Genomic DNA, 24,526 nt, shown 5'->3' on the forward strand with positions numbered 1-24,526 from the left:
CCCTCCCCCCTCTCCCCCCCCCCCTCTCCCCTCCCCCCCCCCCCCCCCCCCCCCCCCCCCCCCCCCCCCCCCGGGACTCCGCCGCGACTGCCGCCGCTCGCGGAGCCGCGCCGGATCAGTTGCAGGTGGTCACGCTGAGGCTGCTGTCGCCGCAGAGCAGCAGGCTGGCGCGGCTGCCGGTCTCGACGTCGCCGATGGCCTCTTCCTTCGGGGTCTCCATCGACTGCAGGTCGAGCAGGGTCATGATCTTTTCCTCTCTGTTGGGGACGGTGTTACTGACGACCCCGTGACGGGGCCGGTTCTTGGGGGCGGTGCAGCGGCGGCAGGAACGGCAGCTGCGCCGGGCGGTCGCCGAGCGCCGCCGCCAGCGCCAGCAGGCAGCCGGCCGTGCCGGTGGACAGGTCCATCGACAGCCGCATCATCTGCTCACCGGGAAAGGCCAGTCGGCCTTCGTAGGACATGGCGTGCCAGGCCAGCGAACGGACCTGACGGCGTACGTCCTTTGCTGTGGTACCGGGGCCGCCCGTGGTGGTGCGCGCGAGGTGCAGGACCATGCCGGCGGCGCCGCGCAAGAGTCCGGGCTGTGCGTAGAACGTGGCCTGCGCGGCCCGCACGATCTCGCGGCGTGCCCGGTCGAAGGTGTCGTCGCGGCGGTGGGCTGCGTAGTCGTCGAGCACCATGCCGATACCGGCGCTGCCCGCTCCCAGGTAGGGCATCGTGCGCCAGCCCTCGTCCACCTGAAGGGTGCCGGCGGCACCGTGTACGCACCGGGACAGATCGTCGCTCAGCGCCTCGGCCGCGAGGTCGAGCAGCGCGGTGTCCCCGATGCGTTCGTGCAGCCGTACGAAGAGCAGCGCTCGGCCCGCGGATCCGTGCAGCAGCCCGGTGCGCCGTGCGCTCCGCCCGGTCCCGGTGCCGGCCGGGACGGGGCGGGCAGTCAGTTCCGCGCAGTGGAGGGCGGCGTCGTGCAGGGTCGTGTCCCCGGTGGCGGCGGCGAGTGCGTCGAAGGCGAGGCCGATTCCGGCCGTGCCGCTGTGCAGGTCGGGTGAGAGCGCCGACCAGTCCTGTTCGAGGATCCGGTGGGCGAGTCCCATGGCAGGGCCTGTGTGGCCCAGCCGGTGAAGGGTCCAGGCGATGCCGGCGAGGCCGTCGTAGAAACCGAGCGGAGTGCCCGAGTCGGGTGCCTTGGCGTGGCGCAGCAGCCACTCCTCGGCGGCGGGGCAGGCCGGGGAGCCGCTCTCGCGGAGGGCGTGGAGCACTCCGGCGGTGCCGTGGCCGAAGCTCGCTCCGCCGCCCGCGGTCGCGAACTGTGCGATGTCGCCGGGGAAGTACCGGTCCTCGCGCTCCGGGGTCGCCGACGCGAGGATCGCCTCGGCCATCGAGTCACGGCTGCGCGGCCAGTCGTCCGGTTCCACGGGAAGGAACCGGCCAGGTCCTTGCGCCGGTGCGTGGAGCCGGTCGCCGGCCGGGTCGCGTCCGATCTCCCGTACGGCCTCGTCGAGGAAGTCGCGGGGCACCGGGAAGTACCGTGCCGCGAGGTCGGCCAGGTGTGCCGCCTTGTCCCGATCGACGGCGAGCAGGCTGGTGAGCGGCAGGAACAGGGCGATCCGCAGGCAGGCCAGCGCGTAGCGGTCGACGTCGATGCCGCGCCGGTCGGCGGGTGCGACGAACGCCGGGTGGGCGACGATCTGCCGACCGCGCTCCTCCGCGGGGCGTGCCGCTTCGAAGTCGAGCAGGACGACGGACTCCTCGTCCTCGGCAACCATGATGTTGAACAGATGCAGATCGTTGAAGACCACTCCGCGTGCGTGGACGTCGGCCACCGCCTGTTCGACCAGGCCGTGCATCCGCATCGCCCATCGCGTGTATTCGTCCAGCCGTTCGGGCGACGGATCCGCGTCGATCAGCGGGTGTCTGCGGGCGAAGAAGGAGTTGAGCGGCCGACCCGCCACATGCTCCAGCGCGAGGAAGTGGTGCTCGCCCAGCACGAAGCTGTCCAGGACCTCCGGTGTGCAGGCGAGTCCCGACAGTTGCCGCAGCGCCTGGTGTTCCCGGTCCAGGCGGGTCACCGCGTCGGCGCCGTCGGCGGCGAGGCCGGCGTACGGGCGGGCCTCCTTGAGTACGACCCGCGTGCCGGTGTCCTTGTGGTGTGCCTCGTAGACGCCGCCGCCGTTGGAGAAGTGCAGCGCCTTGTCGATGGCGTACGGCAGGTCCGTGACGGCCACCGCGCCGCGGGCCTCGAGATGGGGCCGCAGACAGTCGGGCGGTGTGATCCACTCGGGTATTCGGAACACCGGCTCGCGCGGGTCGGGCACCAGCGCGCCAGCACCGTTCTCGATCGCGGGGCGCAGCTCGCCCTGCTCGTCGTAGCAGTGGCGGCGGGTGAAGCTCCCGTAGCGCAGGTGCACCGGCCCCGCGCCCCAGCGCAGATCGCTGAGGATGTACGGACCCGGCTCGCCGTCGAGCAGCGCGGCGAGGTCGCCCGCGATCCGTCCGCACCGGGCCTCGTCCGCCGGGTAGACCGTGATGAACTTGCCGCTCGCCGCCCGGTCGGCGTACTTGGCGTTGCGCTGGTGCAGCAGGTAGCGGCTCGGGACGAACTTGAACGCCACCTCGTGCGCCAGGCAGTACGTCCGGACCTTGGTGAGCACCGACTCCGCGTTGCCGAGGGAGGCGGAGACATGGATCTTCCAGCCCTGGGACGGCAGCGCCTGCTCCACGGGCCGCAGGGCAAGCCAGTCGCCCGTGCGGTGGCTGAGCCATCCCTCGGGTACCGGCAGCCGCGCCGCCTCGTACAGGGAGCCGTCAGCGGTCTTCTCTGCGAACGCCAGGCGGTGCGGCGCGTCGTAGAAGTGCCGGTCGGCGTCGCAGAAGACCGCGTACCCCTTGTTCACGCACACTCCCTCGGTCGGTGACAGGAGTGACGTTGTCACGCGCGGCCAGGCGCCCGGCAGTCACCGTTGTCACCTCCCAAACGTGCGGTACGCACAGGTAACCAGGGCCGGACGCGGCGGCCGGCCCGGCCGAGCAGGCCCGCGGCCCTCGACGGAGCGGGGCCGGCCGGCCGAGGGATCAGAGGAACTTGGCCTTGCCCGGACCCTCCTCGACGAAGCTGCGCATGCCGCGCTCCCGGTCCTCCGTGGCGAACAGCCCCGCGAACCAGTTGCGTTCCACCGCGAGACCGGTCTCGATGTCCGTCTCCAGACCGGTGTCCACCGACTCCTTCGCGGCGCGCAGCGCCAGCGCGGGGCCCTTGGCGAGCGCCGAGGCCCATGTGTGCGCCTGCTCGTACACCTCGGCGGCCGGGACGACGCGGTCCACCAGGCCGAGGGAGAGCGCCTCGTCGGCCTTCACCATACGGCCGGTGAAGATCAGGTCCTTGGCGCGGGACGGGCCGATCAGCCGGGACAGCCGCTGGGTGCCACCGGCGCCCGGGATCAGGCCCAGCAGGATTTCCGGCTGGCCGAGCTTGGCGTTGTCGGCGGCGATCCGGTAGTCGGCGCAGAGCGCGAGCTCGCAGCCGCCGCCGAGCGCGTATCCGGTGACGGCCGCGACGACGGGCTTGGGGATACGTGCGACGGCGGTGAAGGACTCCTGCAGTCCACGGGAGCGCACGACCATCGCCGTGTGGTCCATGGCCTGCATCTCCTTGATGTCCGCGCCTGCCGCGAACACCTTCTCGCCGCCGTAGAGGATCACGGCCCGTACATCCTCGCGGCGGGTCGCCTCCTCCGCGAGCTCGCGCAGCCGGTCCTGGACGGCGATGTCGAGGGCGTTCATCGGGGGGCGGTCGAGCCTGATGGTGCCGACGCCTTCGGAGACTTCGAGTGAAACGGTCATGGGCGAAGGTTAGTACCCGTTAACACGCAGGGGCCCGGTGCTGTTGCTCACAGCACCGGGCCCCTGCGGGGGCGTCCTACTTCGTCCACTCCTCCCAGGACAGGTTCCAGCCGTTCAGGCCGTTGTGCGGGGCGATCTGCTTGTCCTTGGAGTTCTTCACGATCACGACGTCGCCGATGATCGAGTTGTTGAAGAACCAGGCGGACGGGGTGTTCTTGTCGTAGGCGCCGCGCACATCGCGCAGCCCGACGCAGCCGTGGCTGACGTTGGCCGAGCCGAAGGTCCCCGGCGAGGCCCAGTAGTTGCCGTGGATGAAGGTGCCCGAGGTGGACAGCCGCATCGCGTGCGGCACGTCCTTGATGTCGTACTCGCCGCCGAAGCCGACGGTCGCACCGTTCATCCGGGTCACCTTGTACTTCTCGCTGATGACCATCTGCCCGTTGTACGTCGTGGTCGACGGCGCGCCCGCGGTGATCGGGATGTTCTTGATCTCCTTGCCGTCGCGTACGACCTTCATCGTCTTGGCGCTCGCGTCGACGGTGGAGACCTGGCTGCGGCCGATGGTGAACGAGACGGTCTTGGCCTGCTTGCCGTAGACACCGGGGCGGCCCTCGACGCCGTCCAGGTTGAGCTTCACGGTCACCTTGGTGCCGGAGGCCCAGTACTTCTCGGGACGGAAGTCCAGGCGGTCGTTGCCGAACCAGTGGCCCTCGATCGGAACGGAGGGCTCCGCCGTCACCTCGATCGCCTTCTCGACGGCCTCCGGGTCCGTGATGCCGCGGGTGAAGTTGATGGAGACCGGCATGCCGACGCCCACGGTCGAACCGTCCTCCGGCGTGTAGTGGCCGATGAAGGTGTTCTTGGGCACCAGCGTGGTGAAGGTGGTGTCCTTGGCCGACTCGCGGCCGTCGGCGTCCTCGGCGACGGCGTGCACCTTGTACTTGGTGGAGCCCGCCAGATGCTGCAACGGCTGCCAGCTCGCGCCGTCCGCCGCGATCTTCCCCTTGATCTCGGTGCCCTTGTCGTCCTGCACGCTGACCGTCGTCAGCTTGCCCTTGGCCGCCGTGACCTTGAGCGCGCCACTGGTCTCGACCGCGTCGGCGCCGTCCTTCGGCGTAATGGTCACCACCGCCTGGGAGGCCGCGTTCTCGACCTTCCCGCCGCCGTCCTTACGGCCCGGCCCGGTGTCGCCGCCCTTGTCGGAGCCCCCGCCCCCGCAGGCCGTCAGCACCAGCATCGCCCCCACCACCAGAGCGGACAGCACGGCGCCCCCGCGCCCGCGTCCGGTTCCGGCCGATGCCCCCGATATCGGCTGCCCGTTCACAGTCGTGTTCTCCCCTCGCACGGCCTGGCATCGCCACGCCCGCACCCCCGCGCACCTCACGCACGCACGGCGATAGATAATCACACCGCACGTCGTCAGATGTGCCCCCCAATGTCACCGTTCAGTCCCAACTCGTCCATCGGACTCTGCCAGGGCCGCTTGGCGGTGGCATCGGCCCGCGGTACAGGTCGTGCCAGTCGGTGAGGGCGCCGGGTCAGCCCAGTGCGGAACCGGCCTTCCACGCCTGCCAGTCGAGGTTCCAGCCACTGAGGCCGTTGTCCGGCTCGACCGTCCGGTCCTTGGAGTTGACGACCTCCACGACGTCGCCGATCAGGGTCCGGTCGAAGAACCAGCCGCCCGGGGACTCACTGCTGCCGCCCTTGTCGTCCCGCAGCCCCACACAGCCGTGCGAGACGTTCTTCGTGCCGAAGATTTTGGGGTTCGTCCAGTAGTTGCCGTGCAGGAAGGTGCCGGACGTCGTCAGCCGGATCGCGTGCGGCACGTCCTTGATGTCGTACTCGCTCTTGCCGTTCTTCTTCGTGAAGCCGACGGTCGCGCCGTTCATCCGCGTCACCTCGTGCATCTCCATGACGACCATCTTGCCGTTGTACGTCGGGTGCTTGCGTGCCCCGGCGGTGATGGGCACGGTCGCCAGCGGCTTGCCGTCCCGTACGACCTTCATGGTGCGCGCCTGCGCGTCCACGTGGGAGACCTGGGAGCGGCCGACGGTGAAGGAGATGGTCTTGCTCTGGAGGCCGTAGACACCGGGCAACGCCTCGACTTCGCGCAGCCGCATGTCGACAGTGACCTCGGTGCCGGGCTTCCAGTAGTCACGGGGCCGGAAGTCGATCCGCTCGTTGCCGAACCAGTGGCCCACGACCTCCACCGGCGGATCGGAGGTGATGCGGATCGCGCGTTCGACGGCGGCGCGGTTCTCGATCGCCTGGTTGAACCCGACGGAGACGATCATCCCGGTGCCAACGGTCGAGCGGTTCTCCGGCTGGACGTAGCCGACGAACCGGTGATCGGGAACCAGGGTCGTGAAGGTGGTGTGGCGCGCCGCCCTGCGGCCGTGCCCGTCGCGTGCCACCACGTCCACGCTGTACTTGGCGGCGAGCTTCAGCCGGGTGCCCTCCTTGGGTTTCCAGTGCAGCCCGTCCTCGGAGATCCGGCCCTTGACGGCGGTCCTCGTGGCGTTCTCGATCCGCGTGACCTCGACCCGCTCCAGCCGGCCGGCGGTCAGACGGACCTCGAGGATGTCGTCCGGGCGCACCTTCTTCGCCCCGTCCTTCGGCGTCACTTTGATCGTGTCCCCGGATGCCCGCGCCCCCGGTTTGTCACCGACGCCGGGCGTTTTGCCGGTACAGCCGACGAGTCCCGCGATCAGTCCTGCTCCTGCCAGGGCGACGGCCGCGCCGCGCCCCGCCCGCTTCAGTACATGTCTCACATACCGACCAACGACAGCGGCCCACCCTGGGCAACGACCCGCCTGGGGCAACGTGAACGGCAGGCGATGTTGGGACGAGTGCGGCGCGGGCAGAAATGGTGGGAGGACCAGGCATGGGGTGACGCGGCCGGGACGCCGCGAACGGTGCTCCACCGAAGGCCCCGGGCCTGGGAGCACCTCAAGCAGGGCCCGACGAGCCGCGGGAGGCCGGCAGGTGTCGAGCGCAGCCGAGCAGGAGACGGTGCGGGAGGAGGTGCCGGGCGAGCCGCCCGGCACCCGTTCGGCGGTGGCCGGCGCGGCCTGCCACCGCCCGGAGGCGGAGGTCTGCAGACCACCGGTGTGGCCGGGATCGCCCACGCCCCTGGGCGCACGGTTCCGGGTCGGCCCGGACGGTGTCGCGGGGACCAACTTCGCGCTGTGGGCGGGTGGGGCGGAAGGAGTGGAGCTGTGCCTGTTCGACGCGTCCGGCACGGAGACCCGGCTGCCGCTCACCGAGCTGACGCACGAGATCTGGCACAGCTTCGTGCCCGGCGTCGGCCCCGGTCGGCGGTACGGCTACCGGGTGCACGGCCGGTGGGACCCGTGGACGGGGGCGCGCTGGAATCAGGCGAAGCTGCTGCTCGATCCGTACGCCCGCGCGGTCGACGGGGACTTCGCGCTGCCCGCGCAGGTGTACGGGCATGTGCGGGACTGGCCCGACCAGCATGTCGCCGACACGGTGCGCGACGACCGGGACTCCGCCCCGTACGTGCCCAAGGGGGTGGTCGTCCATGACGACGCCGACGGCGACGAGTGGATGGACGACCGCCGTCCCAAGACCCCCTGGGCGGACTCGGTCATCTACGAGCTGCACGTACGGGGGTTCACCAAGCTGCATCCGGGCATCCCAGAGAAGCTGCGGGGCACGTACGCGGGGCTCGCCCACCCCGCGGCGATCGAGCATCTGGTACGGCTCGGGGTGACGGCGGTCGAGCTGCTGCCGGTGCACCAGTTCGCGCACGAGGACCATCTGCTGCGCCGGGGGCTCGTCAATTACTGGGGCTACAACTCCATCGGCTACTTCGCCCCGCACGCGGCCTACGCGGCGTCGGGCACGGCCGGGCAGCAGGTCGGCGAGTTCAAGCGGATGGTCCGGGCGCTGCACGCCGCAGGCATCGAGGTCATTCTCGACGTGGTGTACAACCACACTGCGGAAGCGAGCGAGTTGGGGCCGATGCTGTCCCTGCGCGGGATCGACAACCGCGGCTACTACCGCCTGCAGGCGGATGCCCGCAGATACGCGGACTACACCGGCTGCGGCAACACACTGCACGTGGTGCAGCCCCATGTACTTCGGCTGATCACCGATTCGCTGCGCTACTGGGTGACCGAGATGGGCGTCGACGGATTCCGTTTCGACCTGGCCGCGGCGCTCGCCCGCTCGATGCACGACGTCGACATGCTGTCCCCCTTTCTGGCCGTCATCGCCCAGGACCCGGTGCTGCGGCGGGTGAAACTGATCGCCGAACCCTGGGACGTGGGCGACGGCGGATACCAGGTGGGCGCTTTTCCACCGCTGTGGGCGGAATGGAACGACCGCTACCGCGACGCCGTGCGGGACTTCTGGCGCGGCGCCCTGCCCGACGTACGCGATCTCGGCTACCGGCTGTCGGGCTCCAGCGACCTCTATGCCTGGGGCGGCAGGCGGCCGTACGCGTCCATCAACTTCATCACCGCGCACGACGGCTTCACCCTGCGCGACCTGGTCAGCTACCAGCAGAAGCACAACGAGGCCAACGGGGAGGGCAACCGCGACGGCACCAACGACAACCGGTCCTGGAACTGCGGGGCGGAGGGCGGGACGGACGACCCCGGCATCAACGCTCTGCGCCGCAGGCAGGTGCGCAATCTGCTGACCACCCTGCTGCTGTCGACGGGCGTTCCGATGCTGGTCGCCGGCGACGAGATGGGCCGGACACAGGGCGGCAGCAACAACGCCTACTGCCAGGACAACAAGACCAGCTGGCTGGACTGGTCGCTGATCGACGAGCCGGGGGCCGGCGGCCTGCTGGAGCTCACCCGCCGGCTGCTGGCACTGCGCCACCGTCATCCGGTGCTGCGCAGACGCGCCTTCTTCTCCGGCCGTCCGCAGGCGCCGGACGGACTGCGCGACCTGGCGTGGTTCACCCCGCAGGGCAGGGAGATGACCGAAGGCGACTGGTACGCCCCGTCGGCGATCCTCGCGCTGTATCTGTCCGGGCGGGACATCCCCGGCCGGGACGCACACGGGGAGCAGGTCACCGACGACAGCTTCCTGACGATCCTGCACGCGGCCGGCGAACCGGCGGACTTCCGGCTGCCGGGCGCTCCGTGGGCGCAGGAGTACGAGCTGGTGGTGGACACCTCGCTGGAGGATCAGGCCTCGCCGCCGGGCACGGTGCACGAGGGGGGTTCGGTGGTGCGGGTGCCCGGCCGTTCGGTGCTGCTGCTGCGGGTCGCGCGCTGAGTCCGGTGAGCCGAGGACGCCCCGGGCGCAGGCGACGGCCGCCGCCCGGTCCCTGGCGCCGAGCTTGCCGAAGATGGGCGTGAGGTGGGTCTTGACCGTGGCCTCGCTGATGAACAGCTCCGCCGCGATCTCCCGGTTGGACGTGCCTTCGGCGACCAGCTCGAGCACCTCCCGCTCGCGGGCGGAGAGCGACTCCTTGCCGGGCGCGGCGGGGGTGCGGACATGCGAGACGAGACGGGAGGCGACCGCCGGGGAGAGCACGGTACGGCCGTCTGCGGCGGCCCGCACCGCCGTGAACAGTTCGTCGCGGGGCGCGTCCTTGAGGAGGTACCCGTGGCGCCGGCCTCGATGGCGGGCAGGGTGTCGGAGTCCGTGTCGTAGGTGTGAGGACCAGCACCTTGGCGCGGGCGCCGCGGCGGGCCGGCTCGGCGATGGCCGCCACTCCCCCACCGCCGGGCATGCGCAGGTCCATGACGCCCGAGTCCCTGACCTCCTCGATCAGTTGCCAGGGTCCCTGCGGGCGCGCGGGTCCAGCCGGGTGGTGAGCTCGTCCACTCCGCTCGGCCCGTCACCCGGCCCCGGGCCGAAGGTGCGCCGCCTGGCGGAAAACCACATGAGCGCTGTCAGTGGTGAACCGTAGGCTCGCACCTGATGCCCACACCACCTTCCGATACCAGGGACCGCTCCGCCACGCGTTCGCTCCTGCGGCTGTGGCCGTACGTGCGCCCGGTCCGTACGCGCCTGTTCAGCGCGGCTCTTGTCGCCGTCGTGGCCTCCTGTCTCAGCCTGGTCATCCCGCTGGTGCTGAAGTGGATCGTCGACGGGCCCGTCGCCGGCGGGGACCCGGGCGGCGTCTGGTTCGGCGCGCTGGTCCTGCTGTTGCTGGGCATCGCGGAGGCCGTTCTGTTCGGCTTCCGGCGTTGGCTGGTGGCCCGGCCGCTCGCGGGTGTCGAGGCGGCCATGCGGGCGGATCTCTTCCGGCACCTGCAGCGTCTGCCGGTGGCCTTCCACGACCGGTGGGCCTCGGGCCAGTTGCTCTCGCGCGGCACCACCGACCTGATGCTGCTGCGGATGTTCCTGGCCTTCCCACTGACGTTCCTGCTCGTCAACGGGACAACGATCCTCGTCGGGTTCGTGATCCTGCTCGGCCAGGAGTGGACGCTGGGGCTGGTCCTGCTGGCTCCCGTCGTGCCGCTGGTCGTGGTCTGCTCCCTCTTCGAGGCGCGGTACTCCCTCGTCGCCCGAAAGGCCCAGGACCAGGTCGGCGATCTGACGACGGTCGTCGAGGAGAGCGTCCTCGGCATCCGCATCATCAAGGGCTTCGGCCGGCACCGCAGCCAGGCCGAGGCGTTCCGCGGCCTGTCGGAGCGGCTGCGCGGCACGGAGCTCGGCAAGGCCCGGCTGCTGGGCAGCGTCTGGGCGCTGATCACGATCATCCCCGAACTGGCCATCGGGGCCGCGCTGGTGCTGGGTACGGTCCAGGTCGCGGACGGCGAGCTGTCGGCGGGCACGCTCGTGGCGTTCCTGTCGACGGCGTTGGCGCTGCGCTGGCCGGTGGACTCGATCGGCTTCCTGCTTGCCATGAGCCAGGAGGCGGCGACGGCCGCGGACCGGTACTTCGAGGTGCTGGACGCGGAAGAGGAGCGTGAGACGTACGAAGACGCCGAGGCCCTGACCGGTGGAACGCCCGCAGAGGCCGGCGGGCTGCGCTTCGACGGAGTCGAGTTCCGCTACCCGGACGCACCCGCGGACACCGCGCCCGTCCTCGACCGGATCGACCTGCACGTCCGTCCGGGCGAGACGATGGCCCTCGTCGGCGGGACGGGCAGCGGCAAGACCACGCTCACCGCGCTCGTACCGCGGCTGCACGAGCCGACCGGCGGGCGGATCACCCTCGACGGGCAGGACATCACCGCCATGCCCCGCGAGCGGCTGCGCGAGCTGGTGTCGGTGGCGTTCGAGGAGCCGACGCTGTTCTCCGCGAGCGTCGGCGAGAACGTCCTGATGGCTGCTCATGGCGACGCCGACGAGGCCGAGCTGCGCCGCTCGCTCGACATCGCGCAGGCGGGCTTCGTGGACGCGCTGCCGCACGGCGCGGCCACCCAGGTGGGCGAGCAGGGCCTGAGCCTGTCCGGCGGCCAGCGCCAGCGACTCGCGCTCGCCCGCGCCGTCGTCGGGCGACCCCGCTTCCTGGTGCTGGACGACCCGCTCTCGGCGCTCGACGTGCACACGGAGGCGCTCGTGGAGGCGGCGCTGCGCCGGGTTCTGGAGGGGACCACCGCTCTGGTGGTGGCACACCGGCCGTCGACGGTGATGCTGGCCGACCGGGTCGCGCTGCTGTCGAAGGGGCGTATCGCGGCGGTGGGAACGCACCACGAACTGCTGCGTGCGAACACGGAGTACGCATGGCTGATGTCCGGCGCGGAAGGGCCCGGCGGCCCGGAGGCGCCCCTTGTGCCGAGCGGCGCGCAGAAGCCGGCGGCCGATGGGGAGCCCGGCGGCCGAGCGGCCCCCGGGAGGAGCGCGGGAGTGGAAGGGACAGCACAGTGACGACTGGTTCGACGGCCGACTCGGCAGCGGACCCGGTGGCCGGATCCGGCTCCTCGGACGGCGTCGCCGTGACCGGACCGGCCGGTCAGGAGCCGCTTGTGCCCGACGCCGCACCCCCGCGCTCCGCGGGCGCGGGAGTGGGCGCGAAGGCCGACCCCCCGGTGTCTGGCACCGCAGCCCCGCGCTCCGCGGGCGTTCGCGCGCCGGCCGCCGCGGACGACTCGGCCGCGCCCCCCGCCCCGGACGCGTCCCCAGAGAGCCCCGCCCCGGACGGGCGCTCAGAAGCTCCCGGCCCAGCGGCCGACGACCCGTTCGACCGGGACGCCCTGCCCGCCCCCGACGGTGCGACCGGCGCCCTGCTGCGCTCCCTCCTCGCGCCCCGCCGTGCCCGTGTCGCGCTCGCCGCGGTGCTACTCCTGCTGCAGCAGGCGGCCGTGCAGGCAGGCCCGCTCCTCGTCGCGTACGCCATCGACCACGGCGTGCCGGCGTTCCGCGGCCACGACTACGGACCCCTGGTCGCCGTCGGCATCGGGTACGCGTCGTGCGCGGTGGCCGCGGGAACGCTCCAGTACGCCTTCATCCGTGCCTCCGCCCGTGTGAACCAGGACGTGCTGCTGGATCTGCGCGGCCGTATCTTCCGCCACGCGCAGGCGTTGAGCGTCGACTTCCACGAGCGGTACACCTCCGGCCGGCTCATCTCCCGCTCGACCACCGATGTCGAGTCGCTGCGCGAACTGCTGAGCGAAGGCCTGCAGGAGCTGATCGGCGTCGTGCTCGCCTTCGTGTACATCTCGGCGATGCTGCTCTGGCTGGACGTCGGGATCGGCGGTACGGCCGTCCTGTCGTTCATCCCGCTCTACCTGCTGGTCCGGCTCTACCAACGGCGCGCCAAGGCCGTGTTCATGAACCGCTCCACGGCGATCGCGGCGGTCATCGTGAAGTTCGCGGAGACGATGAACGGCATCCGGCCGGTGCGCGCCTTCCGGCGCGAGCGCGCCAACGACGCGGAGTTCGAGGTGCTCAACCACCGCCACGAGCGCAGCAACGGCGACGCGCTGCTGGAGATGGCCCGCTATGTGGTGGGCTCCCGGCTCGTCGCCAACACGGCGGTCGCCGCGATGGTCCTGTGGGGCGCGTACCGGGTGGCACAGGGGACGCTGGCGCTGGGTGTGCTGGCGGCGGCCGTGCTGTATCTGCGGCGGTTGTACGACCCGATCGACCGGCTCGGCATGTTCCTCAACTCCTACCAGTCGGCGGCCGCGTCGCTGGAGAAGATCGCGGGTCTGCTGGCGCAGCGACCGACGGTGCCCGAGGCGCGCGAGCCGTGTGAGCTGCCGGTACGGGCCCTCGGCAGCCCGGGCCGTGAGGTCGTGTTCGAGCAGGTCTCCTTCGCCTACCGCACGGGCGGGGAGGTGCTGCCCCGCTTCGACCTGACGATCCCGGCCGGTCAGATTGTCGCCGTCGTCGGGTCGACGGGTGCCGGCAAGTCCACCCTGGCCAAGCTGCTGGCTCGCTTCTACGACCCCACCGAGGGCCGGGTGCTGCTCGACGGCACCGATCTGCGTGATCTGGCGGTGCCCGATCTGCGCCGGGGGGTGGTGATGGTGACCCAGGAGGCGTTCCTGTTCTCGGGGACGGTCGCGGAGAACATCGCGATCGGGCGGCCGGACGCGTCCCGTTCGGACGTCGAGCAGGCCGCCAAGGCGATCGGGGCACACGATTTCATCGCCGCGCTGCCCGAGGGCTACGACACGGATGTCCGCAAGCGCGGCGGGCGGATCTCGGCGGGGCAGCGGCAGTTGGTGGCGTTCGCCCGTGCGCTGCTCGCCGACCCCGCGGTGCTGATCCTGGACGAGGCGACGAGTTCGCTGGACATCCCCGGCGAGCGGGCGGTGCAGCGGGCGATGGACACCGTGCTCCGGGGCCGTACGGCTGTGGTGATCGCGCACCGGTTGTCGACGGTCGAGATCGCGGACCGGGTGCTGGTGATGGAGCACGGGCGGATCGTCGAGGACGGTGCGCCGGGCGAACTGATCGGCGGCCAGGGGCGTTTCGCGGGGCTGCACCGGGCGTGGCGGGACAGCGTGGTGGGCTGAGTCACGCCGGTACGGAATGAGCCACACCCGGCGCGGCCGATGGAACCGGAAGGCCGGCCTAGGGGTGGCTCGGGTTCACAGATGCAGAGATTCCGGTGGCCTTCCGCTCGCTTTCCGGGCAGCCCCGGACGAATACCGGAGCCCGCCCGGGCAACGATCCGCGAAACGTCCGCTTAACGAACATGACCTTTCGGGCAACGGACGAATTCCGGCCAACTTTTTGTCGCGCTCCTGACAGAACATGTTCACTCCTGCGAGTCTTCCCACGACCCACGCATTACTGCTCCGCACGCATCCACGCACTACCGCTCCGCATGCTCTGCCCGGCCGGCCCACCCAGCCGACCGGTACCCCCCTCGCAGAAGGAGTCCGCGTGAGACCCACGCATCACCGGCGCGCCACCGCGACCGGAGCCCTCATCGCAACCGCCGCGCTCCTCGCGGTCGGCTTCCAGACCGGAACGTCCGTCGCGGCCCAGCCCGAGGCCCCCGCCGCGGCGAAGGCGGGCAAGGCCGATCCCGGCGCCCTGCCCAAGAACCTGACACCCGCCCAGCGGGCGGAGCTGATACGCGAGGCGTCCGCGACGACGGCCGCCACCGCGAAGGAACTCGGCCTGACGGCCAAGGAGAAGCTCGTCGTCCGGGACGTCACCCAGGACCGCGACGGCACGACGCACACGCGCTACGAGCGGACCTACGAAGGGCTGCCGGTCCTCGGCGGCGACCTCGTGGTCGCCGAGTCCGCGTCGGGCGCGACCGAGGCGGTCACCAAGGCCTCCCGCGCCGCGCTGAAGAACGTCGGCACCCGCGCCGACGTCGCGCCGGCCACGGCGGAGAAGCAGGCCCTCGGCGCCGCCAAGGCCGAGGGTTCGAAGTCGGCCAAGGCCGAGCAGGCGCCCCGCAAGGTCGTCTGGATGGGCACGGGCAGCCCCACCCTCGCCTACGAGACCGTGGTCGGCGGCCTCCAGCACGACGGGACCCCGAACGAGCTGCACGTGGTCACCGACGCCGCCACCGGCGAGAAGCTCTTCGAGTGGCAGGCCGTCCACAACGGCACCGGCAACACCCAGTACAGCGGCCAGGTCACCCTCGGCACGGCCCCGTCGTACACGCTCACCGACACCACCCGCGGCAACCACAAGACGAACAACCTCAACCGCGGCACGTCGGGCAGCGGCACGCTCTTCTCCGGCCCGGACGACATCTGGGGCAACGGCACGCCGTCGAACATGGAGACCGCGGGCGCCGACGCCCACTACGGCGCGGCCCTCACCTGGGACTACTACAAGAACGTGCACGGCCGCAGCGGCATCCGCGGCGACGGTGTCGGCGCGTACTCCCGCGTCCACTACGGCAACAACTACGTCAACGCGTTCTGGCAGGACAGCTGCTTCTGCATGACGTACGGCGACGGCTCGGGCAACAGCAAGCCGCTGACGTCCATCGACGTGGCCGCGCACGAGATGACGCACGGCGTCACCTCCAACACCGCGGGCCTCATCTACAGCGGAGAGTCCGGCGGCCTCAACGAGGCGACCAGCGACATCTTCGCCGCCGCGGTCGAGTTCCACGCGAACAACTCCCAGGACGTGGGCGACTACCTCGTCGGCGAGAAGATCGACATCCGGGGCAACGGCACGCCGCTGCGCTACATGGACAAGCCCAGCAAGGACGGCGCGTCCAAGGACTACTGGTACTCCGGCATCGGCAACGTCGACGTCCACTACTCCTCGGGCCCGGCGAACCACTGGTTCTACCTGCTCTCCGAGGGCAGCGGCGCCAAGACGATCAACGGCGTCAGCTATGACTCGCCGACCTCCGACGGCCTGCCGGTGACCGGTATCGGCCGCGAGAAGGCCGCGCTGATCTGGTACAAGGCCCTCACCACCAAGTTCAACTCGCGCACCGACTACGCGGGCGCCCGCACCGGCACCCTCGCGGTGGCGACCGAGCTCTACGGCGCGACCAGCGCCGAGGTCAAGGCCGTGACCGACGCCTGGGCCGGCATCAACGTCGGCTCCCGCCCCGACGACGGCGGCGACCCGGGCGACGGCACGGTCTTCGAGAACACGGCCGACGTGTCCATCCCGGACAACGGCGCCGCCGTGACCTCCTCGGTCAACGTCACCGGCCGCACGGGCAACGCCCCGTCCGCCCTGAAGATCGGTGTGGACATCGTCCACACCTGGCGTGGTGACCTGGTCATCGACCTGCTCGCCCCGGACGGCACCGCGTACCGCCTGAAGAACTCCAGCGGTTCGGACTCGGCGAACGACGTCAAGGAGACCTACACGGTCAATGCCTCGAGCGAGACCGCCAACGGCACGTGGAAGCTGCGGGTGCAGGACGTGGCCCGCTGGGACACCGGCTACATCAACAGCGTGAAGCTCACCTTCTGACCCACTGAGCCGCTCGAGCCGACGCACCACTCATGAACTGGGGCGCTGCCCAGGGACGCCGCAAAGGCTCCCGGGCAGCGCCCTTCCACGTTCCATGATCAACACGGCCTCAAGCGGAAGCCATGCGCAGGTAAAGAACCAGGCCCCATACACGGCCGGAACGGGCACGGCGCCCGATATTTCGATCACACAGGCACTACCTCCCGGTAACTTCACTGCCGTCCTGAAAGCAACACGACCACCAGGGCATGCACAACAAACGGGAGAACAAATGCGCAAGTTGGCCATCGGCGTCCTCACCGCCGGCCTCTTCCTCGCCGGAGCGACCTCTGCGGTCGCCGCGTCGTGGAAGACCATTCCGAGGCTCACAACCGGGGGCGCGGAGTTCAACAGCGGCCAGTACACCTTCCACCCGGCGGGCACGAAGCACGGCGCGTTCGAATGGAAGGGCAACCTCAAGGACACCGACCACGGTGACGGGCACAACGTCTACGTGCAGGTGAAGGTCGAGGGCTACAGCTGGAGCCGCTACAACGGGACCCAGAAGAAGTCCGTCTTCCTGAACAAGCTCAACTGGGCCGCGCCGCAGCGCTACACCGACGACGCCTACATCCGCGTGTGCCGTGACAAGGGGTCCTTCAACCCCGACAACTGCTCACCGACCAAGCACTACAAGAAGTAGGCAGTACCACAGCACGATGCCGGGCCCAGGGGTGCACACCTGGGCCCGCTTGCTTCTAGGGGGAAGCCATCAGCACGTCAATACTTTCCGCCGTAGGAGTCGACCTCTCCTACGGCACCCACCCGGCCGTGCGCGGCGCCCATCTCACCGTCGACCGCGGTGAGGTGGCCGTTATCACCGGCCAGAGCGGTTCGGGGAAGTCCTCGCTGCTCTACTGTCTGGCGGGCGTGCTGCCCGCCGAGCGCGGAGAAGTGCGGTTCGAGGGGCGCACGCTCGGCGGCCTCGACGACGAGGAGATCAGCGCGTTGCGCCGTGAGCGCTTCGGATTCGTCTTCCAGTACGGCGAGTTGCTGCCCGAACTGACCGTGGAGGAGAACACCGCCCTGCCGTTGCGCCTGGCCGGGATGCGCAAGAAGCCGGCGCTCACGGCTGCGGGCGAGGTCCTGGAACGGCTCGGGCTCGCCGGACTGCGCGAGCGGCGGCCCTCCCAGGTGTCGGGCGGACAGTGTCAGCGCGTGGCCGTCGCGCGCGCGCTGGTCCACCGCCCGGCGGTCGTGTTCGCGGACGAGCCGACCGGCTCCCTGGACAGTGCCAACGCCGACGCCGTTCTCAAGGAGTTCCTCGATCTGGCCAGGTCCCAGGGCACCGCGGTCGTCCTGGTGACCCACGACCCCGCCGTGGCGGCGCAGGCCGACAGCCACTACACGATGACCGACGGTCGTATCTCGGCCGAGGGGGCGGTGTGAGGGAGTTCCTGCTCGGCCTGCGGTTGCTGTTCAAGGCAGGCCGAGGCAACCGCATCCGTTTCCTGCTGATGGCGGCGGGTGGTTCAGTCGGCGTCTGCTGCCTCGCCCTCGTCCTCACCGTTCCCGCGATCCTCGACGCGCACGACGGCCGTGCCGCCGCCCGCGAGCCGCGGACTTCATCCGCCCAGGAGGCGGCCGCACCCCAGGTGCTCCAGCGTTCTGATCCGTACGGCTCTCAGCCTTTCACCCGCGTGTTCATCGCCCCGGGCACGGACGCCGGCCGGCCTTCGGTGCCGGCACCGCCCGGGCTGGACGAACTTCCCCGCTCAGGCGAGGTGTTCGTCTCCCCGCGGGTGCGCGCCCTGCTGCGGGAACAGCCCGGTGTCAAGGGGCGTCTGCCCGGCGAGATCGCGGGCACCATCGGCGCGGCAGGCCTCGCCCACCCCGACGAACTGTTCGCCTACGTCGGCACCACCCCGGACCGGATCGGCGGCGAGGGCCGAGCCCTGGAGGGCTTCGGATACGACTACGCGCCGTTCCCGGCCGTCGAGCCCTCCACCCTCACCAACCTGCGCTTCGCCCTGGGCACTCTGGTCCTGTTGCCGCTCGCCATCTTCCTTACGGTGTGCGCCAGGCTCTCCGCGGCCGGCCGAGCCCGGCGTCTCGCCTCACTGCGCCTGCTCGGGCTGAGCGCCAAGGGAACCCGGCGGGTCAACGCGGCGGAGACGGTGGCCGCGGCGCTGATCGGCGCGCTTCTCGGACTCGGCGAGTACTGGCTGCTCAACCAGGTGATGTCCCGGACCGGTCTGCCCAGCCTGCGGTGGTACCCGCAGGACGGCGCGCTGTCCGTGACGACGGCGGCCGTCTGTCTGATCGGCTGCCCGGCACTGGCGTGGTTCGCCGGACGGGCCGGCGGACGTGACGCCGCGGCCACTCCGCTGGCAGTACGGCGCAGCGCCGTACCGAGGCCCCCCTCGAAGTGGGGTGGCCTGCTGCTGGTGACCGGCCTCGGCATCGTGTGCGGATACTGCGCGACCGACCTCGTGGGCCGGCCGTCGTCGAACCTGGGTCTCAACGCGCCGCTGATCCTGGCCGGGGTGCTCCTGACCGGGATCGGGCTGATCAAGACACTGCCGCTGATCTCGTACGCCGTCGCGCGCCGGGTCGCACGGTCCACGAAGTCCCTCACGCTCGGTCTTGCGATGCGGCGCAACGAGGTGGAGCCCGGCAGCACCATGAGGGTGGTGACCGGTCTGGTGACACTGGTCTTCGCCGCGTCGCTGGCCCAGGGGGTGCTGATCCAGCTGGAGCAGGTCACCCGCCCGTCGGGTCCGGCGCAGGACTACGCGCTGCCGCTGTCCGGGATCGACGCGCGGCAGCAGCGGGAACTGGCCGATGTCCCCGGGGTACGGGCCGCCGCCCTGACCATGGAGTCGTGGGTGGACCTCGAGTCGGACTCCGACGCGCCGGTCTCGCAGGCCACCGCGCTCGTCGCCACGTGCGAACAACTGGCGCGCCTGGTGCGGCAGTCGGAGGGCTGCGTGGACGGGAAGGTGTTGCGTCTCACGGACCCCAACTCCAGCCAGGATCCGGGTGTCGTGCCCGGCGCCACGTTCAACTACAGGATGGACGGGCCGGATAGGGCCACAGGCGGGCAGCTCGACGTCACCCTGCCGTCGGAGACGATCGTGTTCCGTGCGCACAACCCCTCCGCGGTCGGTTCGGCCGCCCTGCTCGTCCCGCCGTCCATGCTGCGCGACGGCGCACGCCCCGACTCCGCCCGGCTCGTGCTGACCAGCAGCTCGGACCCGGACGCCGTGCGCTCGGTCCTCGACGGCATCGGGGCCGTCGCCCCGACCGTGGACATCGACCCGATCGGGATCAACATCCAGGGGCTCCAGCAGATCTCGGTGATCGAGACCCTGCTCGCGCTGGGCATGATCATGGGCCTGGCCATCGGCGCGGCGGCCTTCGTCGTCTCCGTCACAGACCGGGCGGTGGAACGCCGTCCCCAGGTCATGGCGGTCACGCTGCTGGGAGCACGGCCCCGCACCATGCGGGCCGTCCAGTGCGTGCAGGTCGTGGTGCCGCTGGCCATCGGTCTGGCGCTTGCGCTGGTGCTGGGCAAGCTGGCCGAGTCCTGCTACCTGATCACCGCGGGCGGCGACGTGCAGTGGGATCTGGCCGGCGTTCCGGTGCTCGGGTCGGCGGCGGCGGGCGTGGTGGCGGTGGCGGCAGTGGCGACCCTCCCTCTGGTGGGCCGTCGGATCGACCCGGAACTGATCCGCCGGGACTGACGGGACCGAGGGGATCGACGGGACCGCCGGGACCGAGGCGATGTCCAGGCCGGCCGCATGATCGAGCCCGACACCGAGCACCACGCTCCCGTCCACGTCCTGCCGGCCGACGGCGGAGCCATGATCTGTCGCGGACCGCGGAGGCGAAGGCCGCGCTGGAGCCACTGACCGGCCGGGAACGGGATGTTGTGGTGGCGCTCGTCGGGGCCGGCCTGTCGAACGCGGAGATCGCTGCGCGCCCGTGCGTCGCCGAGGGGACCGAGAAGGCCCATGTCGGCGCCGCGCTCGGGCGCCTGGGGCTCAGGACCGGGTGCGGTCGGCGATCCTGGCGTACGAGGCGGGGCTCACCGGTCGGCACCGATAACGACAACCTTAGGTTGACGATTCCCCGATCGTCAACCTAAGGTTGTCGCATGACAGATCCAGTCCGCATGACTCATCCCGTCCGGCTCGACGATCTGATCGACGCCATCAAGAAGGCGCACACCGACGCGCTCGCCCAGCTCTCCGACGCCGTCATCGCCGCCGACCACCTCGGCGACATCGCCGACCACCTCATCGGCCACTTCGTGGACCAGGCGCGGCGCTCGGGCGCCTCCTGGACCGACATCGGCCGTTCCATGGGCGTTTCCAAGCAGGCCGTCCAGAAGCGTTTTGTCACCAAGGAGTCCGACCAGCCGCTCGGCCTCGACCCCAGTCAGGGCTTCGGGCGCTTCACCCCCCGGGCGCGGAACGCCGTCATGGCTGCCCAGAACGAGGCCCGCTCCGCCGGGAACGTCCAGGTGGGCCCGGAGCACCTCGCACTCGGCCTGCTCGCCGAGCCCGAGGGCCTCGCAGCCGACGCGATCACCGCGCAGGGCGTGACCCTCGACATGGTCCGCGGCTCCGCCACGACGGCGCTGCCCGCCCCGTCGGAGGAACTACCCGAGGTCGTCCCGTACGACTCGAGGGCCCGCAAGGCGCTCGAACTCACCTTCCGCGAGGCGCTGCGGCTCGGCCACAACTACATCGGCACGGAGCACATCCTGCTCGCCCTGCTGGAGGCGGAGAACGGCACAGGCCCCCTGTCAGGCCTCGGTCTGACCAAGGACGCCACCGAGCAGCACATCACCGAGAAGCTTGCGCCCTTCCTCGACGCGCAGCAGCAGTAGGGGGACGTATGCGCCCCCACTGTCGTCCAGGGCCCGAGCCGTGGGCCGTTCGGCAAGGTGGGGGCATGCGCAGACACCGGACCCGGCCCCGGCCCCGGCCCCGGCCCCGGCCCCGGGAGCATGTCACCGACCTGGCCCCGGGGGGCCGTCCCGGCCGGTTCCGTAGCCCTCAAGTCCGGTCCGAACGACGGCTCGCGGACGGCCGCCTCGCGTCCAAGGCGGTCGTGACCTACGTGGACAACGAGGAGAACCGGCCTCGCTGAGCCCGTAACAGGCTCTGCCGTGCGGCTACTTGATGCCGAGGAGCTGCTCCAGCGGGTCGATGGCGAAGTAGACGAGGAAGAGCGCCGCGGTGCCCCAGAGCAGCCAGTGCACCTCACGGGCCTTGCCCAGGCACGCCTTGATGACCACGTAGGCGATGAAGCCGGCGCCGATGCCGTTGGTGATGGAGTAGGTGAACGGCATGACGACGATGGTCAGGAAGGCGGGGACGGCGACGTCGTAGCGGTCCCAGTCGATGTGCCTGACCTGGGTCATCATCAGAAAACCGACGGCGACGAGGGCCGGGGCCGCGGCCTGGAGGGGCACGATCGTCAGCACGGGGGCGAGGAAGAGGGCGAGAGCGAAAAGACCGCCGGTGACGAGGTTGGCGAAGCCGGTACGCGCACCTTCACCGACACCCGCGGCGGACTCGATGTACGTGGTGGCGGACGAAGAGGAGGCGGCGCCGCCGGCGACGGCGGCAGCACCGTCGATGAGGAGAACGCGGCCCAGGCCGGGGACCTGACCCCGCTCGTCGAGGAGCCCGGCCTCGGCGGTGACACCGACGACGGTGCCCATCGTGTCGAAGAAGTCGGACAGGACCAGGGTGAAGACGAGCAGGACCACGGTCAGCACGCTGACCTGGCCGAACGAGCCGAACAGGTCGAAGTTGCCCAGCAGGGCGAAGTCGGGCGCGGCGAACGGCTTGTCAGGCAGCGAGGGCGAGGTAAGGCCCCAGGACTTGACGTCCGCCAGCGCGTTGACGACGACGGCGACGACCGTCATCAGGACGATGCTGATGAGGATGGCGCCCTTGACCTTGCGCGCGAGGAGCACGATCGTCAGGAGCACGCCGAGGCAGAAGACGAGCATGGGCCAGCCGGTGAGCGCACCGGTGCCGAGCTGCACGGGCACGGTGGTGTTCGCGGCGTCCGGGATACGGGTGACGAACCCGGCGTCCACGAACCCGATGAACGCGATGAACAGGCCGATGCCGACGCTGATGGCTTGCTTGAGGGGTTGCGGGATGGCGTGCATGACGGCCTCGCGCAGACCGGTCACCACCAGCACGCAGATCAGCAGGCCTTCCAGCACGATGAGGCCCATCGCGTCGTCCCAGCCCATCAGAGGGGCGACCTGGAAGGCCACGACGGCGTTGATGCCCAGGCCCGCGGCCAGGGCGAGCGGCAGATTGCCGCCCACTCCCATGATCACGGTCATGACCGCGGCCACCAGCGCCGTGACGGTGGCCAGTTGACCGGCATCCAGCTGCTCGCCGAACTTGTCCTTGGCGCTGCTCAGGATGATCGGGTTGAGCACGAGGATGTACGCCATGGTGAAGAACGTGGCGAAGCCGCCGCGTATCTCCCGGCCGTATGTCGAGCCACGTTCGGTGATGCCGAAGAACCGGTCGAGCGGGCCGCCGGTTCCGGTGGGCGGCGCGTCGGCCGGGCTGGTCGCACTGGTCGCGCTGTTCTGCATGACGGCGCCTCCTGGGCCTACAGAGAGGGGAGAGAAGGGGGACGGCACCGCTGGGAAAGAGCGTCGACGACTGTTGTGCGAACACACATGCGGCACCTCGCGAGCGGATCATACGTGGCGCGGCGCAGTACACACCCAGGCCGTAGCGAACGGGAACTGACCCGTGGAGGACCCCTGTGGCTTCCTACGAAATCCCCGCCGACCTATCCCGCATAACGGGATGCAGGCGACAGCGGCCATGGAGTAGCGGCGAGTAACTACCTACTCTCGCACCGTGCATCCACCCCTCCCCTTCAACGCGCGCGCCGCCCGCACTCTGCGCGAGAAACTCGGGATGGCCCACGGCCACGTCGCCTACGGCATGCGCGCCTCCTACGGCATGACCCACATCACCCCCGACCACGTCGCGGCGTGGGAACGCGGCACGGCCCTGCCCACCGCCGACGAACTCACCGCCCTGGCCGGCGCCTTGTGGTGCGCCCCCGGTGAACTCATGGGCCATGCCCGGACCCTGCGCGAACACCGCCTCGCCCGCGGCCTTCCCGTCGAGGACGTCGCACGTGCCACGGGCCTGACGCTCGACGCCTACCACCACATGGAAGAGACCGGCCTATGGACCGGCGACAAGCGGCAGTCCGCCGCGCTCGGAGAGGTACTCGGGCTTCCCCCACGCGACTTCATCGCCATCACCGGACTCGAGAACGAATTGGCCCGCCTCCTCACCGAGGCGGTCTCCACCCGCTGGCAGGCCCACATCCGCGCCATCGCCAACCTGGTCGCCATCGAGCGCCGCGACCTGAAGGACCCCCTGCGCGCCATGCACCAGGACTACCAGACACTCCTGGCAGCCACCCTCAGCCGGGCCGGCGGCAGCACGGCGTCCGGCGAGGACGGACGGCGCTACATCGACGAGATCGTCGACCACTTCTGGGCCCTGCTCCCCGACCACTGAGCGGGGTCGGCGGCCGCGCACTGGCCGCGCGACACGCAGCGGGGCGCCCCCTGCGCCGGGCCGCACCCGCGTCGTCGGCGGCCACGCACCGATGCTGCGTACGCGAGAGCTCCGCCCGGACGAGTTTCCCCGGGCCCTCGCGGTCACCAGACGCCCCACTTCACCATCAGCACATCGACCAGCGGCAGACTCCGGCCGCCCGTCGCATCGCCAGGCGGAAGCGCCATCAGCGGGTGAGCCTCGGAAGCGTCGTGGACCTCGGCGTGGAGACCGTCGGGCACCTGGAGGCAGCACGTCTCGGTCTCCCTGCCGCCGTCCTCCCGGGCGGCGCACGGTGTCAGCGGAGGAGGAAGCCCGCGCAGAAGGCGAGCACCAGCACTCCGATGACGATCCACAGAGCGCCCACGAGCTTGAGGAACGGCGGCCCCGGTCGCCTGCGGACCGCCAGTGCTCCGGCGCAGAGGCACACGGTCCCGAACAGCAGGAAGAACACCAGGGTGAGCGTGTTCAGGACGCCCACTTACGCGAACACCAGGAAGACGATGCCGAAGAGGGTGAACAGCGAGCCGATCACGACGGCCATCCACCCCACGGCGCGGAAGACCCAGTCGCTCTGCTGCGAACCGGGGGCCAGGTTCACGGGGGACCGCAGCATCCGGTCGGTGACCCCGCGATGGTTCCTCACCAAAGCCAGTCCGAACAGCAGACAGCCCAGGCCGAGGAGGAGGGGGACGACGCGCACGGCGGTGATCCTTTCATCGGTGTTCCGTCGGTGACGGCGCGGGCCCCGCTCCCGGGGACCGGAGGGCAACGGG

At 70.7% G+C, this 24,526-nt stretch carries 18 protein-coding genes and 1 pseudogene; 9 read left to right on the forward strand and 10 right to left on the reverse strand.

All coding sequences use genetic code 11. The features are described from left to right. Positions 1–115 precede the first annotated feature (115 nt). The 5 genes from ramS to ACZ4SA_RS20470 all read right to left on the reverse strand — a co-directional run bounded on the left by ramS (position 116) and on the right by ACZ4SA_RS20470 (position 6,611). Entirely contained in the window at positions 116–244 is a 129-nt protein-coding gene (gene ramS / locus ACZ4SA_RS20450; protein ID WP_053556909.1) for a mycelium formation morphogenetic lantipeptide SapB, read from the reverse strand. A 28-nt stretch (positions 245–272) separates the two neighbouring features. Further along, entirely contained in the window at positions 273–2,894 is a 2,622-nt protein-coding gene (gene lanKC / locus ACZ4SA_RS20455) for a class III lanthionine synthetase LanKC (protein ID WP_468276379.1), read from the reverse strand. Positions 2,895–3,072: 178 nt separating this feature from the next. After that, entirely contained in the window at positions 3,073–3,840 is a 768-nt protein-coding gene (locus tag ACZ4SA_RS20460; RefSeq protein ID WP_468276381.1) for an enoyl-CoA hydratase/isomerase family protein, read from the reverse strand. A gap of 76 nt (positions 3,841–3,916) precedes the next feature. Continuing rightward, positions 3,917–5,164 (reverse strand): L,D-transpeptidase, encoded by a 1,248-nt coding sequence (locus tag ACZ4SA_RS20465; protein ID WP_468276384.1) that lies wholly within the window; start codon positions 5,162–5,164, stop codon positions 3,917–3,919. A 214-nt stretch (positions 5,165–5,378) separates the two neighbouring features. Then, complete coding sequence (locus ACZ4SA_RS20470; protein ID WP_468276386.1) at positions 5,379–6,611, reverse strand: L,D-transpeptidase; 1,233 nt, start codon at positions 6,609–6,611, stop codon at positions 5,379–5,381. A gap of 214 nt (positions 6,612–6,825) precedes the next feature. On the opposite strand from ACZ4SA_RS20470, the gene glgX reads away from it, so the two are divergent. Continuing rightward, the gene (gene glgX, locus ACZ4SA_RS20475; RefSeq protein WP_468276389.1) at positions 6,826–9,096 is read left to right on the forward strand and encodes a glycogen debranching protein GlgX; all 2,271 of its coding nucleotides are present in this window, start codon (positions 6,826–6,828) and stop codon (positions 9,094–9,096) included. Positions 9,097–9,105: 9 nt separating this feature from the next. On the opposite strand, the pseudogene ACZ4SA_RS20480 reads toward glgX, so the two are convergent. Further along, positions 9,106–9,580: pseudogene (locus ACZ4SA_RS20480) on the reverse strand (LuxR C-terminal-related transcriptional regulator); the annotation flags it as partial. 167 nt (positions 9,581–9,747) lie between these two features. On the opposite strand from ACZ4SA_RS20480, the gene ACZ4SA_RS20485 reads away from it, so the two are divergent. From ACZ4SA_RS20485 to ACZ4SA_RS20515, 7 genes are all read left to right on the forward strand, one after another. Next, complete coding sequence (locus tag ACZ4SA_RS20485; RefSeq protein WP_468276391.1) at positions 9,748–11,646, forward strand: ABC transporter ATP-binding protein; 1,899 nt, start codon at positions 9,748–9,750, stop codon at positions 11,644–11,646. Positions 11,647–11,807: 161 nt separating this feature from the next. Next, on the forward strand, positions 11,808–13,742 hold the full coding sequence (locus ACZ4SA_RS20490) for an ABC transporter ATP-binding protein (RefSeq protein ID WP_468276607.1): 1,935 nt from the start codon (positions 11,808–11,810) through the stop codon (positions 13,740–13,742). 373 nt (positions 13,743–14,115) lie between these two features. Beyond that, positions 14,116–16,140, forward strand: a complete 2,025-nt coding sequence (locus tag ACZ4SA_RS20495) for a M4 family metallopeptidase (RefSeq protein ID WP_468276393.1) — start codon at positions 14,116–14,118, stop codon at positions 16,138–16,140. 271 nt (positions 16,141–16,411) lie between these two features. Next, positions 16,412–16,822, forward strand: a complete 411-nt coding sequence (locus ACZ4SA_RS20500; protein WP_468276395.1) for a hypothetical protein — start codon at positions 16,412–16,414, stop codon at positions 16,820–16,822. 128 nt (positions 16,823–16,950) lie between these two features. Then, entirely contained in the window at positions 16,951–17,568 is a 618-nt protein-coding gene (locus ACZ4SA_RS20505; RefSeq protein WP_468276397.1) for an ABC transporter ATP-binding protein, read from the forward strand. Next, positions 17,565–19,865: an ABC transporter permease gene (locus tag ACZ4SA_RS20510; RefSeq protein WP_468276400.1), complete on the forward strand. Its 2,301-nt coding sequence runs from the start codon at positions 17,565–17,567 to the stop codon at positions 19,863–19,865. The genes ACZ4SA_RS20505 and ACZ4SA_RS20510 overlap by 4 nt, the downstream gene beginning before the upstream one ends. Before the next feature lie 413 nt (positions 19,866–20,278). After that, the gene (locus ACZ4SA_RS20515) at positions 20,279–21,016 is read left to right on the forward strand and encodes a Clp protease N-terminal domain-containing protein (protein WP_468276403.1); all 738 of its coding nucleotides are present in this window, start codon (positions 20,279–20,281) and stop codon (positions 21,014–21,016) included. A gap of 288 nt (positions 21,017–21,304) precedes the next feature. On the opposite strand, the gene ACZ4SA_RS20520 is transcribed toward ACZ4SA_RS20515, so the two are convergent. After that, entirely contained in the window at positions 21,305–22,759 is a 1,455-nt protein-coding gene (locus ACZ4SA_RS20520; protein WP_468276406.1) for an NCS2 family permease, read from the reverse strand. Positions 22,760–23,033: 274 nt separating this feature from the next. Between ACZ4SA_RS20520 and ACZ4SA_RS20525 the strand changes: the two genes are divergently transcribed. Next, positions 23,034–23,711, forward strand: coding sequence for a helix-turn-helix transcriptional regulator (locus ACZ4SA_RS20525; protein ID WP_468276409.1), 678 nt, complete (start codon positions 23,034–23,036; stop codon positions 23,709–23,711). A gap of 143 nt (positions 23,712–23,854) precedes the next feature. Here the strand turns inward: ACZ4SA_RS20525 and ACZ4SA_RS20530 are convergent, their stop codons facing one another. Genes ACZ4SA_RS20530 through ACZ4SA_RS20540 form a run of 3 tightly spaced genes read right to left on the reverse strand, consistent with a single transcriptional unit; the run spans position 23,855 to position 24,453 of the window. After that, on the reverse strand, positions 23,855–23,992 hold the full coding sequence (locus ACZ4SA_RS20530; protein ID WP_468276411.1) for a hypothetical protein: 138 nt from the start codon (positions 23,990–23,992) through the stop codon (positions 23,855–23,857). A 56-nt stretch (positions 23,993–24,048) separates the two neighbouring features. Next, on the reverse strand, positions 24,049–24,231 hold the full coding sequence (locus tag ACZ4SA_RS20535) for a hypothetical protein (RefSeq protein ID WP_468276414.1): 183 nt from the start codon (positions 24,229–24,231) through the stop codon (positions 24,049–24,051). Then, the gene (locus tag ACZ4SA_RS20540; protein WP_468276417.1) at positions 24,232–24,453 is read right to left on the reverse strand and encodes a hypothetical protein; all 222 of its coding nucleotides are present in this window, start codon (positions 24,451–24,453) and stop codon (positions 24,232–24,234) included. It abuts the gene before it with no gap. Positions 24,454–24,526: the final 73 nt, after the last annotated feature.

The sequence above is a fragment of the Streptomyces sp. NPDC027962 genome, from assembly GCF_055566095.1.